The sequence below is a fragment of the Pantoea sp. CFCC18179 genome (assembly GCF_059412405.1).
In genome coordinates this window covers 64,205-79,639 of record NZ_JBNBPM010000001.1, presented here as the reverse complement: position 1 = coordinate 79,639, position 15,435 = coordinate 64,205, and the positions used below count along the sequence as shown (strand labels likewise).

Sequence of the window (15,435 nt, the reverse complement as noted above, 5' to 3'; positions counted from 1 at the left end):
GCTCCTTATGACAGTAAGCGTGGCGCAGTGTCCCGCAAGGGTAGATCAACCGGCCAGCAAAAGCGAACGCTGGCGCCGCCTAACGGGCTGCTCTCAATCGAGACATTTCCCTGCATCGCCAACGCAATTGAGTGCACTATCGCCAGGCCTAAACCGCAGCCGCCGGTGGCACGGTCGCGGCTTGGATCAAGGCGGACAAAAGGTTCGAAGACGCGCGCGCGTTCTTCCAGCGGAATGCCTGGGCCGTCGTCTTCCACCTGCAAGCAGCCGAGCGGGCCGTCAAACCACAAACTGACGCGTAACCGCTGATCGGCATAGCGCAACGCGTTGTTGACCAAATTATCCAGCACGCGCTCCATCAAACGGGTATCTGCGCTGCCAACATTCTCCAACTGCGGAATATCCAGCGCGATGTGCGTTTGAGGATTCATGGTTTGCACGTCTTCAATGTGCACACGCAGCCATTGGGCGAGATCGAACGATTGCAGATTGAGATCGACGCGCGGGCGATCAAGGCGCGCGTAAGTCAGCAGCTCCTCAATCAAACTCTCTAATTGGCCCACGTCGCGATTTAGCGCTGCCGATTCGGCTTCGGTAAGGTTATCGCTCATTTCTAATCGATAACGTAGCCGCACCAACGGTGTGCGCAGTTCATGGGCGATGCCATCAATCAACTGCTTCTTGCTCTCAACCAGCGTATTGATGTTATCGGCCATTTGGTTAAACGCCACGCCTAAGCTGTGCAAGCTGGAGGTGCTTTCAAAATGGGTGCGCACATCCAGTTCACCACGGCCAAAACGCTGTGCGGCTTTTTCCAGCCGTTGCATCTCTTGCCAGTGTGGCCGCAGCCAGATAAACACCGGCAACGCCAGCGACATGCCAATAAACGCTAACAGTGCGATATCCAGAATGCGCATCTGATGCAGGTAGAAAAGGTAGGGAATCGGGCCAACGGAGAGCACATAGTGGCTGCGCGGGATGTGCTGTAAAAAGGTGTATTGATCGTCAATCGCCACGATTTCGCCGGCACGCAGGCGCTTCATATCTGCATCGCCCAACTGGAATTTGCTCATTGGTTCAATATTCAGATCAAAGGACAAATCGAGGTCGAGGCTGCGAATGGTTTTGCTCCAGTCGCGCGGCGGGATCTCACGCAGTTCGCTGCGCATTAAAAACAGCGAGCTGGCCATCAAATCGTTCATCGATTGGCGACCGGCGCGTTCAGCGGTGAATTTATACACCAGGCCAACCAGCAGCGTCATCACCAGAAAACAGACGAACAGCAGCAAATAGAACTGAATAAAGAGCTTTCTCATGCGGAGCGGGTATCCCAAGCCTGCGGTGCGAACAGATAGCCTTTGTTACGAATGGTTTTGATGCGGAACGGCTCGGTGGCGCTGTCGTACAACTTCTTACGTAGGCGAGAAATGGCCACATCGATGCTGCGATCCATGCCGTCGTAACTCACGCCGCGCAGCGTTTTCAGCAGCGCATCGCGATTGAGGATCTGTCCGGCATGGTTTGCCAACTCCCACAGCAGATCGAAATCCGCGGTCGACAGCACAATGTTCTCCTCAAACAGCGTCACCTGACGATTGAGTGAGTCGATGGTCAACGAACCAAAACGCAGCACGCGCTGTGAACTCTGAATCGCGGGTGCCACTTCCGGCTGACCCACATGCGCCTGGCGCAGATGCAGACGCAGACGCGCCAGCAATACGGCCGGTGGCGTGGTTTTGAGGATGTAATCGCTAGCGCCCATTTCCAGCGACAAGATATGGTTCATGTCGCTGTCGAGCGAGGTCAACAGCACAATCGGACCTTGCCAACTGGCCCGCAGATCGCGGCACAATGTCATGCCATCTTTGCCGGGCAACATGATATCCAGCATCACCAAATCGGGATCGTGGGCAGCAATGGTGGCTTCGGCGCGGTCACCGCGCGTTTCTACAATGACTTCAATATCGTGGCGACCCAGATAAGCGGCGATCAATTCGCCAACTTCTGGCTCATCTTCCACATAAACGATTTTGTTCATAATTCGCTATGACGGTTGAGAATCACAGCAGCATAGCTTTTCCTGGTCCTGAGCTCTACGCTACCGCACGAAATATCCCTGCGTTGCTAGTATGTTTACGGTGAAATGTGCCATTATTACCGGCGCGTTGTAGCGCAAGGTTCGGAACCATAACGAAAAACAGGAGGAGTGCGAGGGTGTCTGATAAAGAGCTGGCTTCAGCCGGATACAGTGATCGCATCTGCTTCAATTACAGTGATTTTCTCTCCGCTTCCTGCAAAAAACGCTGGAGTTTTGTCGATGCCATTTACGGCGTGATGCCCATTTTCGGCATGGTAACGCGTAAATCCGCGCATAATCTGCAAGCCAGCGACGATCACCTTAAAGATTTAGCATTACAAATCATTTCTACTCAGGTCAGCGACGAAATTAACATTGCGCGCTTGATCACGCTTGCCGAACAGCAGCACATCAGCCGCTTTGATATTCAACTGCCATATCCATTGTCAGCCGAGCAGCTTGACGCTATTCACCATGAATACCGCAAGCCGCTGAATCTGACACAGCAGGACGACCTGCTGTGCGTATCCATTCCTATCCAACCGCATTAATTCGTCAGCTGCCACAGCGCGGGCAGTGACGCGGTAATCAACAGTACAATCGCGATGCGTTCCAGCTGTGACAATATCTTGTCTCCACGGCCGCCGCGTCGCGCATACAGAAATAGCAGCAATCCCGGCGCGTACAACACCACTGAAAGCAGCAAATGCAACGGACCTGAAGCGTACAGCAACCAAATGCCGTAAGCGCTGGCACCGAGACCAATAAACATTGCCAATGGATTGTTTTGCCCGCGCACCACTTTAATCAGGTACAAGCCCACCAGCAGATAGGGCACTAAAATCATTTCTGAGGCGATGGTCAACAGCGTGTTGTAATCCGCGCCGGTAACAGCAATCAAGATCAAACAAACCTGCACGCTACCGTTGGTCAGCCACAGCGAAGCCGCTGGAGAATTATGGCGATTTTGACGTGCAATACTGCGCGGGAACGCACCTTGCTGCGCCGCCAGAAACGGCACTTCAGCGGCCATAATTGTCCAGCTGAGGTATGCGCCGCACACTGAAATCACTAATCCCACTGCGATCACCGCATCGCCCCAATGTCCCAGCAGATGCTTCATCAAACCAGCCATTGAAGGATTGCGCATCTGCGCCAGTTCCGCCCGCGGGATCACACCCAACGACAAGAGCGTAACCAGCAAATAGACCAGCAATGCCGCCAGCACCGCCATTAAGGTGGCGCGTCCAACATCTTTTTTATTGCGCGCACGGGCAGAAACCACCACCGCACCTTCCACGCCAATAAACACCCATAAGGTAATCAACATGGTCTGCTTAACTTGTTCCCACAGCGGTTTGCCGAGGGCAATGCCACTGAAATCAAAATGGAAACGATCGTAATTGAATGCCAGCAGTGCCAACACCACAAATAACAGCAGCGGCACCAGCTTACCCAAGGTGGCGAGTAAATTGATGCTGGCGGCAGTTTGCACGCCACGCAGCACTAAACAGTGCACCAGCCACAACAGCACCGACGCACCAAGCATCGCTTGCCAGGTATTACCAGCACCAAACACCACGCGATCGGGCGTATCAGTAAAGAAACTGAGCGCTGAGAACACAATCACCAAATAGGAAACGTTGGCGATCACCGCGCACAACCAATATCCCCACGCGGAGCAGAAGCCCATCAATTCACCAAATCCGGCGCGTGCATAGGTGAAGATGCCACCATCCAATTCGGGTTTGAGTCGCGTGAGTAATAACATTGCCAATGAGAGGAAAATGATGCCCACACCGGTGATCAGCCAGCCAATCAATAAGGCCGCTGGACCTGCTACTGCCGCCATGTTTTGCGGCAAGCTAAACACGCCTGCGCCCAGCATTGAGCTGAGCACTAACGCGGTGAGCGCACTAAGACCTAATTTTTTATCCAAAACGCCCATCCTAAGCAGCAGAGTATGCTGGTTGGTGGCGATTCCGCTGGCGGGTTACTCGAAAAAGCGCGCGCCCGGAAACGGAATCCCCTAAAAACAGGCGGCAGATTTTACGGAGTGTAATACGGGAAGGCAATGCAAGAAAATGCAGATATGAGTAGATATTATGCAAATGAGAAGGCGGCGAATGCCGCCCATGACTGGATTACTTAAACAGGTCCGCAGTAACGGTCAGGTTGCCGCCGCTCTGGTTCTGCCATTGACGCGTGATGTGATAGTACTTCGCACCTTTCTCAACGGCACGTTTACCTACCGCTTCAGATACTTCAGTTGGTGTGCCGAAGTGATCGGAGAAGGTGATGGTATCGAACGGCTGCATCTGTGCAGCAGTGATCGCATTCACTTCCTGCACGCTACGACCGTCAGAAGTCGTCACAGTATAACGCTGACCGGTTGAGCTCTGCGTTTCAAAGAAACGACCCACGCTACGGCTTGGCGTATCTGAAGAAGCCACGCCTGGAATTGCCACTTTCGCCGCGGCAGCGCCACCAGCAGCCAGCGCAGCTTTACCGGCTTCTGAATCTGCTGGGATCGAGTCAGAGGTGTTCTGCACTTTACGCTCTGGCGCATCTGCCTTGTAAACGTAAGCGGTAACGTACTGGTTGCCGCCGTTGTTAGCATCTACCTGGCGCACAATAAAGAAGGACGCTGCGCCTTTGCCTTTGGCGGCTTTAGCAATCGCGTCATTGACATCAGGTTGGCTTGAGAAGAAACCGCTGACAGAAACGGTATCAAATGGCTCCAGGCGATAAGCTTCCGCTTTTGGCAGCTCTTTCACGCCAGAGAAGGTACGATATTTGGTGGAGTCATCGGCTTTTGGGGCGTCGGCTTTGTACAGATCGGCCGTTACGCGCCAGTTGCCGCCATTACCGTTAGTGTCGTTAATGCCCTGAACATAGAAAGAGTCAGCGCCTTTGGCATCGGCTTCTTTAGAGATGGCGTCAGTAGCATCGCCAATGGCATTGAAACGACCGCTGATATTAATACGTTCGAATGGTTTCAACGCGGCCGCTTGATCTGGCGTTAACTCTTTAGCAGCGAACGCATTTGCTGCCAGCAGTGATAACAAGGTGGACGCCAGAATAGTGTTCTTCAGCTTCATAAAAATGATCCTTCGCCTTACGCAAAATGAGTACGAAAACGTGCTGGACTCTTGATGTATAACAGATTAGCCGCTGATTATTGCATGTAATAATCGGCCTGTCTCAGCCAATTTAAGCGTATGAGATTGACAATCTCATCCTGATATTCATCGGCCTGTCATTCGCTTCTGCTATGGCTTTTTTTTGCACAACTAACCACTAATTCTGGTAACACTTAGTGCCATAACAGTTAATGCATTGTTAAATAAAGGTTTTTAAAAACACTTAATTCGACATGACACGATTTTGCGCAGCAGAATATATTTCAATATGTGCCAAATGCAGTGGCAAACGGCGGCATTCAATCTTTGCGTCTGAATATTTGTGTGAATGTCATAAGTACGCGTTATCGCTGTGGATCACCATTCATATTTTCAGTAGGTTATAAAGACTTTGTTACATTGCGCATTTTGCTCATAAAAAGCTGAAACACTGTTTCGGCTTTTGAGCTTTTGCCATTCACAGAACCTCATCCTTTAATTGTTGAAAGGAAACAGTATGTTAATTGGGATACCCAAAGAATGGTTAGCCAATGAGTCGCGCGTGGCCGCCACGCCGAAGACCGTTGAGCAACTGATCAAGCTGGGATTCAGCGTAACCGTTGAACAGAGCGCAGGGCTGCGCGCCAGTTTTGACGATGAAAGCTTTATCGCCGCCGGTGCCACTATCACCAATGCCGCCGATGTGTGGCAGTCCGACATCGTATTAAAAGTGAATGCGCCAGACGATCAAGAGATCGAACTGACGCGCGCCGGTAGCACGCTAGTGAGCTTCATCTGGCCAGCACAGAATCCGGCGCTGTTGGAAAAGCTCGCTGCACGTAACGTGACGGTGATGGCGATGGATTCGGTGCCGCGTATTTCTCGTGCGCAGGCGCTGGATGCGTTGAGCTCGATGGCGAATATCGCCGGTTATCGCGCCATCGTTGAAGCAGCCCATGAATTTGGCCGCTTCTTCACCGGCCAAATCACCGCGGCGGGTAAGGTTCCACCGGCCAAAGTGATGATTATTGGTGCGGGCGTGGCTGGTCTGGCGGCGATTGGTGCCGCAGGTAGCCTCGGTGCCATCGTGCGTGCATTCGATACGCGTCCAGAAGTGAAAGAACAAGTGCAAAGCATGGGCGCCGAGTTCCTTGAACTGGACTTCGAAGAAGAAGCGGGCAGCGGCGATGGCTACGCCAAAGTGATGTCTGAAGCCTTTATTAAGGCGGAGATGGAGCTGTTTGCCGCGCAAGCCAAAGAAGTCGATATCATTGTTACCACCGCGCTGATTCCGGGCCGTCCTGCGCCGAAATTGATCACCGCGGAAATGGTTGCCAGCATGAAACCGGGTAGCGTGATTGTCGATTTGGCAGCGCAAACCGGCGGTAACTGTGAATTAACCGTTGCCGATCAGGTCACGTTGACCAGCAATGGCGTGAAGATCATTGGTTACACCGATCTACCAAGCCGCTTGCCAACCCAATCATCACAGCTTTACGGCACCAACCTGGTTAACCTGCTGAAACTGCTGTGCAAAGAGAAAAACGGCGAAATCACCGTTGATTTCGAAGACGTGGTGGTTCGTGGCGTGACCGTGATTCGTGACGGCGAAGTCACCTGGCCAGCACCACCAATTCAGGTTTCCGCTGCACCAAAAGCCCAACCGGCGGCACAACCGCTGCCGAAAGCTGAAGCTAAACCGGTTTCACCGTGGCGCAAATATCTGTTGTTGGCGCTGGCGGTGGTGCTGTTTGCTTGCCTGGCGAACGTCGCGCCGCCTGATTTCCTCTCTCACTTCACCGTCTTCGCACTTTCTTGCGTGGTTGGTTATTACGTGGTGTGGAACGTCAGTCACGCGTTGCATACGCCTTTGATGGCGGTAACCAACGCCATTTCCGGCATTATCGTGGTGGGTGCAGTGTTGCAAATGGGTCACGGCGGTTGGGTAACCATCCTGTCATTTATTGCCGTACTGATCGCCAGCATCAATATTTTCGGTGGTTTCACCGTCACCCAGCGCATGCTGAAAATGTTTCGTAAGAATTAAGGGGTAGCAACATGTCTGGCGGATTAGTTACTGCAGCATATATTGTTGCCGCGATTCTGTTTATTTGCAGCCTTGCCGGTCTCTCGAAACACGAGACCTCTAAGCAAGGTAATATTTTTGGTATGAGCGGCATGGCAATCGCGCTGCTCGCCACCATTTTTGGCCCGAATACCGGCAATGTTGCCTGGATTATCGTGGCGATGGTGATTGGTGGCGCGATTGGCCTGCGTCTGGCGAAGAAAGTCGAAATGACTGAAATGCCGGAGCTGGTGGCCATTTTGCATAGCTTTGTTGGTTTGGCGGCGGTGCTGGTGGGCTTTAACAGCTACATCGATCACGCGCCGGGCCTCGCTCCGGTAATGGAAAACATCCATCTGACCGAAGTGTTCCTCGGCATCTTTATCGGTGCGGTTACCTTCACCGGTTCATTGGTGGCGTTTGGCAAACTGCGCGGGAAAATCTCTTCCTCTGCGCTGATGTTGCCGCATCGTCACAAGATGAATCTGGCTGCGTTAGTGGTTTCGTTCCTGCTGATGTTGTGGTTTGTGCAGACCGACAGCACCGGCGCGCAGGTGTTCGCACTGCTGTTAATGACCATCATCGCCTTGGTGTTTGGCTGGCATCTGGTGGCATCGATCGGTGGTGCGGATATGCCGGTTGTGGTCTCGATGCTGAACTCCTACTCCGGTTGGGCAGCGGCGGCGGCGGGTTTCATGCTGAGCAACGACTTGCTGATCGTGACCGGTGCGTTGGTGGGTTCATCTGGTGCGATTCTGTCGTACATCATGTGTAAAGCGATGAACCGCTCATTCATCAGCGTGATTGCCGGTGGTTTCGGTACCGACGTAAGTGTCGGTGGCGAAAGCGAAGAAGTCGGCGAACACCGTGAAATCACCGCAGAAGAGACTGCAGAAATGCTGAAAGCGTCTTCGTCAGTGGTGATCACGCCGGGATACGGCATGGCGGTGGCACAAGCGCAGTATCCGGTGGCGGAAATCACCGAGAAATTGCGTGCGCGCGGTATCAAAGTACGCTTTGGTATTCACCCCGTCGCGGGTCGTTTGCCGGGCCACATGAACGTACTGCTGGCGGAAGCCAAAGTGCCGTACGACGTGGTGCTGGAGATGGACGAAATCAACGATGACTTCAGCGATACCGATACCGTTTTGGTTATCGGCGCCAACGACACCGTTAACCCAGCGGCGCTGGAAGATCCACGCAGTCCAATCGCCGGCATGCCGGTATTGGAAGTGTGGAAAGCGCAGAACGTGATTGTGTTTAAACGCTCGATGAGCACCGGCTATGCTGGCGTGCAAAATCCGCTGTTCTTTAAAGACAACACACAAATGCTGTTTGGTGATGCGAAGGCGAGTGTGGAAGGTATTCTGCGCGCGCTGTAATAAAAGAAGCAGGGCGGTGAAGTTATTCACCGCCCTTATAAAATCAAGGCGGCCAAGGTGGGCCGCCTTTTTTAATTAATCGTCTTCATCTTCTTCGTCGTCATAATCAATCGGCGATTTGAAATCATCCGGCTTAATCGCCAGTAAATCGCAACGTAAATGATCGATGACTTGCTCAGCGGTATTGCCGAGGAAGGCGGCGGACAATCCGGTGCGTCCGATGGTGCCCAACACCACAATCCCGGCGTCCAGATGTGAGGCGATATCGGGAATCACTTCTTCAGGCAATCCTTTCGCCACATGGGTGAATTCTTCGCTAATTGAGAATTTCTGACGCAGCGCTTTCATCGCCACCAAATGCTGGCCGCGAATGGCGTCGTTATAAACGCTGGGATCAAAGTCCGGTAATTCGATGGCGATATTGATGGGTGTGATCGGATACGCGCCGACTAAATGCACTTCGGTATGATTGACCATTTCGGCCAGCAGCGTAGTTTCACGAATCAGTTTCTGATTCAGCTCATCATGGTGCGGCTCTTCACTTGCCAAGTTTACTGCAACCACCGCTTTGCCACCTTCCGGCCATGCTTGATCTTTCACCATCCACACCGGGCAAGGGCATTTACGCAGCAGATGCCAATCGGTTGGGGTAAAAATAACCGCTTCCAGACGATCGTGTTGATGCGCCATTTTCAGCACTAAATCATGCTGATGCGTTTGAATTTCCTGGATGATGGCTTCGTAAGGGCGATTATGCCAAACCACCTTGATCTCAATTTCAACGCCAGCCTCAAGATATGCATGGGCCTGCTGGCGGATCCATTCAGTGCGCTGGCTTATTACGCCCTTGCGCATGTTGGAACGCTCATCTGGCGACAGCAAGGTGGTCATTTCGTAAGAGAAATCGTAGATAGGCAGGAAAGCTTTGATTTTTCCGCCGATACGTTGGTTGAGATAAACCGCACGACGTAACGCGGGCTGGTCATCTTGTTGAGCATCAATAGCGACCAGAATATTTTGGTAGCGGGACATAAGCCGATCTCCTAAAACCAAAGCAAGTTGGATTAAAGATAGCCTAAGTTTGCGTGGGGCAGAAGCGGAAAAGTTGTTGCCGGATCAATAAAATAACTTTTACTGACCCGGCCCGGAATCACGCGGCTTGTTCAGTCTGACCGGCTAATTCTGCCAGCAGCGCGTGGTTCTCGATGGTGATATATTTGCCTTTCACCGCCAGCATGCCACTTTTCTGGAAGCGACCGAGCAGGCGACTGATAGTTTCTACGGTTAGTCCCAGATAGTTACCAATGTCACCACGCGTCATGGTCAGACGGAATTCGCGCTGTGAGAAACCACGCTGACCGAAACGGCGCGACAGGTTCCAGACAAACGCCGCCAGACGCTCTTCGGCATTCTTCTTCGACAGCAACAGGATCATATCCTGATCGCCTTTGATTTCACCGCTCATCAAACGCATCATCTGCTGACGCAGCGCAGGCATTTTGCCGGAAAGATCGTCGAGAGTTTCGAAAGGAATTTCGCATACCATGGCGGTTTCTAACGCTTGTGCAAAACTCGGATGCTTAGCGCCAACAATGGCGTCAAAACCGACCAAATCACCGGCCAAATGGAAGCCAGTAATTTGCTCGTCGCCTTGTTCGGTGATGGTGTAGCTTTTGATGGTGCCGGAGCGGATAGCGTAGAGGGATTTCAGTTCATCACCGGCTTTGAACAGCGTTTGGCCTTTTTGAATCGGCTTTTTGCGTTCGATAATATTATCCAGCTGATCCAGTTCGTGCTCGTTCAGCGTGAAAGGAATACACAATTGGCTGATGCTGCAATCCTGGCAATGGATGGCACAACCGCCAGACTGAATACGTCGTATGCTGCGTTTTTCCGGGATCATATAGTTTCGCTCGATGATTATTGACTGCGGTCAATTTTAACATTTTTCCCGGCGAAGGGAACTCATCCGAGCAGTAAAAGTCTTTAATCCCCCATTAATGTCAGGTATTTCAGGCTTTGTCTTGAGCTTTAGGCTAGGCAATAATTGATCTGGAACGTTTTGTTGCCAGCTTTACAGTTAAAGTCAGCTTGTTGCAGCGCAAAAAGTGACAGATGTTTTGCATAAAATCCTTTGCTACTCTTTTGCTTTGGCGTCGAAATGGACGCATTGCAAAACACCAGGCGAGAGGAAACACCATGAACCTTGATGATGAAGACCTTTTCCGCGACGCCATGGGTGATGTGACACCGTTAAAAAATTGCGCCAACACCCAATGGTTGCGCGCTCCTTCACCTAAAGCGCCGCGCATAGAGCAAGAAAGCGAGGAGCAGGAAAATTTCCTCACGCGCGGTTATCTCGACATCATTCCACTGAACACGCCGCTGGAATATAAAGTGGAAGGGATACAGCAAGGCGTGCTGGATAAGCTGCGCCACGGCAAATATCCGCTGGATGCCAGCCTCAATTTGCTGCGCCAACCGGTGGAAACCTGCCGCCAATCCTTGTTCAGTTTTATGCTACAAGCGCGTAAGCAAGGTCTGAGAAATCTACTAATTATTCACGGTAAAGGCCGTGATGATGAGTCGCATGCCAACATCGTGCGCAGTTACGTCGCGCGTTGGTTAAAGGAATTTGACGACGTACAAACCTATTGCAGCGCGCAGCCGCAACATGGCGGAGCGGGCGCATTGTATGTGGGATTGCGCAAAACGGATAAAGCCCGCCTGGATAATCGCGAGCGTCACGCAAAACGCAGTCGTTAACTGTGGAACTTGCGAATGGTGGCAATCAACACTTCGGCGCTTAGGCTAAGTGGACTGCCGCTGCGAGTAATAATGCCGACGGGTTCGCCCGGTCCCGGCGAGGTGATCGGCAAGGCGCATAACGCATCGTGATTTAAATCTTCCTTTATTGCGCCAGAAGGAACAAACCAAACGTAGTCATAACGCAGCGCTAACTGACGCGCCAGCGAAGTCGACGAGGTTTCGACGCAGTTCGCTGGCAAAGTACAACCTTGCTCATTCAGCATATGTTGAGCAATGCGGCGCGGGGCAGTGCCTTCCGGTGAAATCACCACCGGCCACTGCATTGCGCGTGAAAGCATGACGTTGTCACTTAACAGCGGATGATCGGGGCGCACCACCAGTTTCAAAGACTCGAGGAACAGCAATTCATAGGTCAATCCGGCCATCATTTCACTGTCAGCCATGCGCCCAATCCCGACATCAAACTCGCCGGCGCGCAAGCCCGCTAACAGCACGTTGTTGTGTAAAGTGGCGACCTGAACCGTGGTATTCGGTTGCTGCTCATGAAAACGATCAAGAATTTGTGGCAACATGCCCATCGCGGCGGTGGTGAGTGCACCGAGGCGAATTACCACCGGACGTCCCGGCTGCGGCGAATTGAAACTCTGTCCCGCATGATTGAGTGCATCCAGCACTTTCACCGCATGAATCAGAAACTGTTCACCCAGCGTCGTGAGTTGCGCACCCAAGCGGCCGCGTTCAAACAGTCGTGCGCCGGCTAATTCTTCCAGTTCGTTGAGCGTTTTTGACAGGGCGGGTTGGCTCAGATTCAACGTTTCTGCCGCGCGGCCCAGCGTGCCTTGCTGCGCAACCGCAACAAAGGTGTGTAAATGGCGCAAGCGAATGCGCTGATTGAAAAGGATATTTTTGTCCATACGCTCAACATAAAGAGTTCTGTTACAAGGCGGCAATGGGTAAACTGAAATTATGTTAACTTGCCTGCAAAATTATATTAACAAAATCGCTGCAATGCGTGGAGCAAGATTAACCTGTTGTATTTTCTGATCTTAAAAAATATGTCACATTCTTCGCTCCCGCCATGCCTCGCATAATCAAACGCTTAACGGCGAAAAAAGTTGAATAATTCTCAATTACACTCAAAAATTCTGCCAGTTATTGTTAATGATGGGCTATGATAAGCGCCGTTTTTTTTACTAAAACTGATGCCCTAAACGGATAAAAGTGCAGGAGTCGTTACGTGACCAGCGTTGAAGCAGTAGATGTTCGCCAGCTCATCAATAAGAGCGCGCTAAGTGGCTGGCAAAAGCGCTTAATTGCGCTGTGCTTCGTGGTGGTCGCGCTGGACGGCATGGACATCGCGCTAATGGGCTTTATCGCGCCAACGCTTAAAGCCAGTTGGGGCGTCACCAATCATCAACTTGGCATGGTGATCAGCGCGGCGTTGATTGGCTTAGCGTTAGGCGCGATGGTTGCCGGACCGCTGGCCGATCGTTACGGCCGCCGCGTGATGATCCTCACCAGCGTGCTGTTCTTTGGCCTTTGGACCTTAGCGACGGCGATGGCGCAAAACATTGAGCAGATGATGCTGTTCCGTTTCCTCACCGGTTTGGGGCTCGGCGCAGCGATGCCCAATGTCGGTACGTTGGTGGCGGAATATGCACCCGAGCGTCGCCGCTCATTCATTATCACCGTGGTGTTTTGCGGATTCACCTTTGGTGCCGCATCCGGCGGATTTGCCGCATCCTGGCTGCTGCCGCGCTATGACTGGCATTCAGTTATGCTGATGGGCGGCGTATTGCCACTGATCGTGCTGCCATTTCTGGTGCGTGGTTTACCGGAATCGGTCCGATTTCTGATTAGCCGTCGGGCGCCAGCTGCCCGTATCCACGCCATCCTCGAACGTATGCTGCCTGGCGCAGTTCAGCCCGACAGCCACTATCAAAGCACTGAGTTGCCCACGGCACGCAAAGGCTCGGTGGCCACGGTGGTGTCGCGTCGCTACTTGTTCGGCAGTTTGATGTTGTGGGGCGGCTACTTTATGGGGCTGTTCCTGGTCTATTTGATTGGCAGCTGGATGCCATCGTTGATCAGCACGTTGGGCATGTCAGTGACGGAAGCGGCGATTGTCACCGCCATGTATCAGGCGGGCGGCACCATCGGTTCACTGTTTGCTGGTTGGTTGATGGACCGCATCAATGCCAATCTGGCGCTGGCGGTGATCTATTTCTGCGGCGGCATTGCCATTGTGGCGTTGGGCTTTTCACCGGCGCAGGTCGGATTAATGAGTGCCATCGCCTTCTTCAGCGGCTTCTGCTTTAACGGTGCCAATACCGGCATGAATGCACTTTCCGCCAGCTATTATCCCACCCATGCGCGTGCCACAGGATCGAGCTGGATGCATGGTGTGGGTCGCGTCGGGGCGATTCTCAGCGCATTTGTTGGCGCTGAACTATTAACGCTGGGTTGGTCCTTTAGCCAAATCTTCTTGTTATTGGCGATCCCGGCGGTGCTCACCACCCTGATGCTGGTACTAAAATGCCGCTTTGGTGACCAGACAAACCGCGCTGAGTGACAAGACGATCACAGTTCCATGAAATTCTCACCTAAGGTTAAAGGGTTGATCTACATTAGCAACAACCCTTTAGCTCAAGGTGATGATGATGCCAAACTTCCTCAGCAGCGATGCCATTCGCACGCTGTTTTCTCAAGCCATGTCAGCAATGTATCAGCAAGAAGTGCCGCAATACGGCACGCTGACGCAGTTGGTCACCGCCGTTAATGATCGCACGTTGGAAGCCAATCCGGCGTTAAAAAATCGCCTTTCCGCCGCCGATGAACTGAGTCGCCTTAGCGTTGAGCGTCACGGTGCCATTCGCGTGGGAACCGCAGAAGAACTCAGCACCTTGCGCCAGATGTTCGCGGTGATGGGCATGGAGGCGGTTGGCTATTACGATTTGTCGCAAGCTGGCGTGCCGGTGCATTCCACGGCGTTTCGCCCGATCAGCGACCGCGCGCTGCGCCACAATCCTTTCCGCGTATTCACTTCCTTACTGCGCCTGGAATTGATCGAGGATGAGGCATTGCGCGCTAAAGCAGCGGCTATTCTTGCGGCGCGCGATATTTTCACGCCGGGCTGCCGCACGTTGATTGCCCAACATCAGCAGCAAGGCGGATTGAACGCCGCAGATGCCGCGCGTTTTGTCCAGGAAGCGCTGGAAACGTTCCGCTGGCATGCGCATACCACGGTCGACAGCGCCACTTATCGTGCGTTGAGCCAGCAACATCGACTGATTGCTGACGTAGTGTGTTTCCGTGGCTGTCACATCAACCATTTAACGCCGCGCACGCTGGATATTGATCGCGTGCAAGCGCTAATGCCGTCGCGTGGCATCGATCCTAAAACCTTAATTGAAGGTCCGCCACAGCGTCAGGTGCCGATTCTGTTACGTCAAACCAGTTTCAAAGCGCTGGAAGAAGCGGTGCATTTCAATGATGGCGCGCCGGGAACGCATACTGCGCGCTTTGGTGAAATCGAACAGCGCGGCGCGGCACTGACGCCAAAAGGGCGGCAACTCTACGATCGTCTGCTGGCAGAAGCTGGCACCGGCAGCGATAACCAACATCATCAGCAGCATCTCAGCGCGGTGTTTCGTGACTTTCCTGATGATGAAGAGACATTACGCGAGCAGCAATTGGCGTGGTTCCGCTATCGTTTAACCGAGCAGGGCATCCACTCGCCGCCACGCGCCGGTGAAACTGTGGCGCAGTTGCTGGCAGAAGGGCGTTTAGCCGCAGAACCGATTGTTTATGAGGATTTCTTGCCGGTCAGCGCGGCGGGGATTTTCCAGTCGAATTTAGGCGATGTGGCGCAAGCGCGCAGTGCCGGTAATGCCAGCCGCAGTGACTTTGAGCAGGCGTTAGGAACCAAAGTGCAGGATGAAATGGCGTTGTATCAGCAGATGCAGCAGCGCAGTTTGCAGCGTTGTGGAGTGCAAGCGTAAGGGCGGCCGGTTGGCCGCC

The 15,435-nt window shown here is 52.8% G+C and carries 13 protein-coding genes; 6 read left to right on the top strand and 7 right to left on the bottom strand.

Going from position 1 to position 15,435, the window contains the following annotated elements:
- Positions 1-5 precede the first annotated feature (5 nt).
- On the bottom strand, positions 6-1,316 hold the full coding sequence (gene rstB, locus ACPUC7_RS00370; protein ID WP_343551937.1) for a two-component system sensor histidine kinase RstB: 1,311 nt from the start codon (positions 1,314-1,316) through the stop codon (positions 6-8).
- Entirely contained in the window at positions 1,313-2,038 is a 726-nt protein-coding gene (gene rstA, locus ACPUC7_RS00365; RefSeq protein WP_494921356.1) for a two-component system response regulator RstA, read from the bottom strand. Before rstA ends, rstB begins: the two co-directional genes overlap by 4 nt.
- 176 nt (positions 2,039-2,214) lie before the next feature.
- Here rstA and ACPUC7_RS00360 point away from each other — a divergent pair, with 176 nt between their 5' ends.
- Positions 2,215-2,628, top strand: coding sequence for a hypothetical protein (locus tag ACPUC7_RS00360; protein WP_494921355.1), 414 nt, complete (start codon positions 2,215-2,217; stop codon positions 2,626-2,628).
- Here ACPUC7_RS00360 and ACPUC7_RS00355 read toward each other — a convergent pair.
- Positions 2,625-4,016, bottom strand: a complete 1,392-nt coding sequence (locus ACPUC7_RS00355) for an amino acid permease (RefSeq protein WP_494921354.1) — start codon at positions 4,014-4,016, stop codon at positions 2,625-2,627. The two genes, ACPUC7_RS00360 and ACPUC7_RS00355, sit on opposite strands and share 4 nt — an antisense overlap.
- Positions 4,017-4,221: 205 nt before the next feature.
- On the bottom strand, positions 4,222-5,178 hold the full coding sequence (gene ydgH, locus ACPUC7_RS00350) for a DUF1471 family protein YdgH (RefSeq protein WP_343551941.1): 957 nt from the start codon (positions 5,176-5,178) through the stop codon (positions 4,222-4,224).
- Between the two features lie 538 nt (positions 5,179-5,716).
- Here ydgH and pntA point away from each other — a divergent pair.
- Both pntA and pntB read left to right on the top strand, forming a co-directional pair.
- Positions 5,717-7,246 carry a Re/Si-specific NAD(P)(+) transhydrogenase subunit alpha gene (gene pntA, locus ACPUC7_RS00345; protein ID WP_494921353.1) on the top strand — a complete coding sequence of 510 codons (1,530 nt, stop codon included), beginning with the start codon at positions 5,717-5,719 and terminating at the stop codon, positions 7,244-7,246.
- An 11-nt stretch (positions 7,247-7,257) separates the two neighbouring features.
- On the top strand, positions 7,258-8,646 hold the full coding sequence (pntB, locus tag ACPUC7_RS00340) for a Re/Si-specific NAD(P)(+) transhydrogenase subunit beta (protein ID WP_494921352.1): 1,389 nt from the start codon (positions 7,258-7,260) through the stop codon (positions 8,644-8,646).
- A gap of 75 nt (positions 8,647-8,721) precedes the next feature.
- Here pntB and uspE read toward each other — a convergent pair whose 3' ends face one another.
- Positions 8,722-9,678, bottom strand: coding sequence for a universal stress protein UspE (gene uspE / locus ACPUC7_RS00335; protein ID WP_343551945.1), 957 nt, complete (start codon positions 9,676-9,678; stop codon positions 8,722-8,724).
- 118 nt (positions 9,679-9,796) lie between these two features.
- Positions 9,797-10,549 (bottom strand): fumarate/nitrate reduction transcriptional regulator Fnr, encoded by a 753-nt coding sequence (gene fnr, locus ACPUC7_RS00330; protein ID WP_097097399.1) that lies wholly within the window; start codon positions 10,547-10,549, stop codon positions 9,797-9,799.
- A gap of 296 nt (positions 10,550-10,845) precedes the next feature.
- Here fnr and smrA point away from each other — a divergent pair, with 296 nt between their 5' ends.
- Positions 10,846-11,412, top strand: a complete 567-nt coding sequence (gene smrA, locus ACPUC7_RS00325; RefSeq protein ID WP_343551947.1) for a DNA endonuclease SmrA — start codon at positions 10,846-10,848, stop codon at positions 11,410-11,412.
- Here smrA and ACPUC7_RS00320 read toward each other — a convergent pair.
- Complete coding sequence (locus ACPUC7_RS00320; protein ID WP_494921351.1) at positions 11,409-12,329, bottom strand: LysR substrate-binding domain-containing protein; 921 nt, start codon at positions 12,327-12,329, stop codon at positions 11,409-11,411. The two genes, smrA and ACPUC7_RS00320, sit on opposite strands and share 4 nt — an antisense overlap.
- Positions 12,330-12,652: 323 nt before the next feature.
- On the opposite strand from ACPUC7_RS00320, the gene ACPUC7_RS00315 reads away from it, so the two are divergent.
- Together ACPUC7_RS00315 and hglS are read left to right on the top strand one after the other, a co-directional pair.
- A complete protein-coding gene (locus tag ACPUC7_RS00315) occupies positions 12,653-13,987 on the top strand; it encodes an MFS transporter (RefSeq protein WP_343551949.1) in 1,335 nt (444 codons plus the stop codon).
- Between the two features lie 88 nt (positions 13,988-14,075).
- The gene (gene hglS, locus ACPUC7_RS00310) at positions 14,076-15,416 is read left to right on the top strand and encodes a 2-oxoadipate dioxygenase/decarboxylase HglS (RefSeq protein ID WP_494921926.1); all 1,341 of its coding nucleotides are present in this window, start codon (positions 14,076-14,078) and stop codon (positions 15,414-15,416) included.
- Positions 15,417-15,435 lie beyond the last annotated feature (19 nt).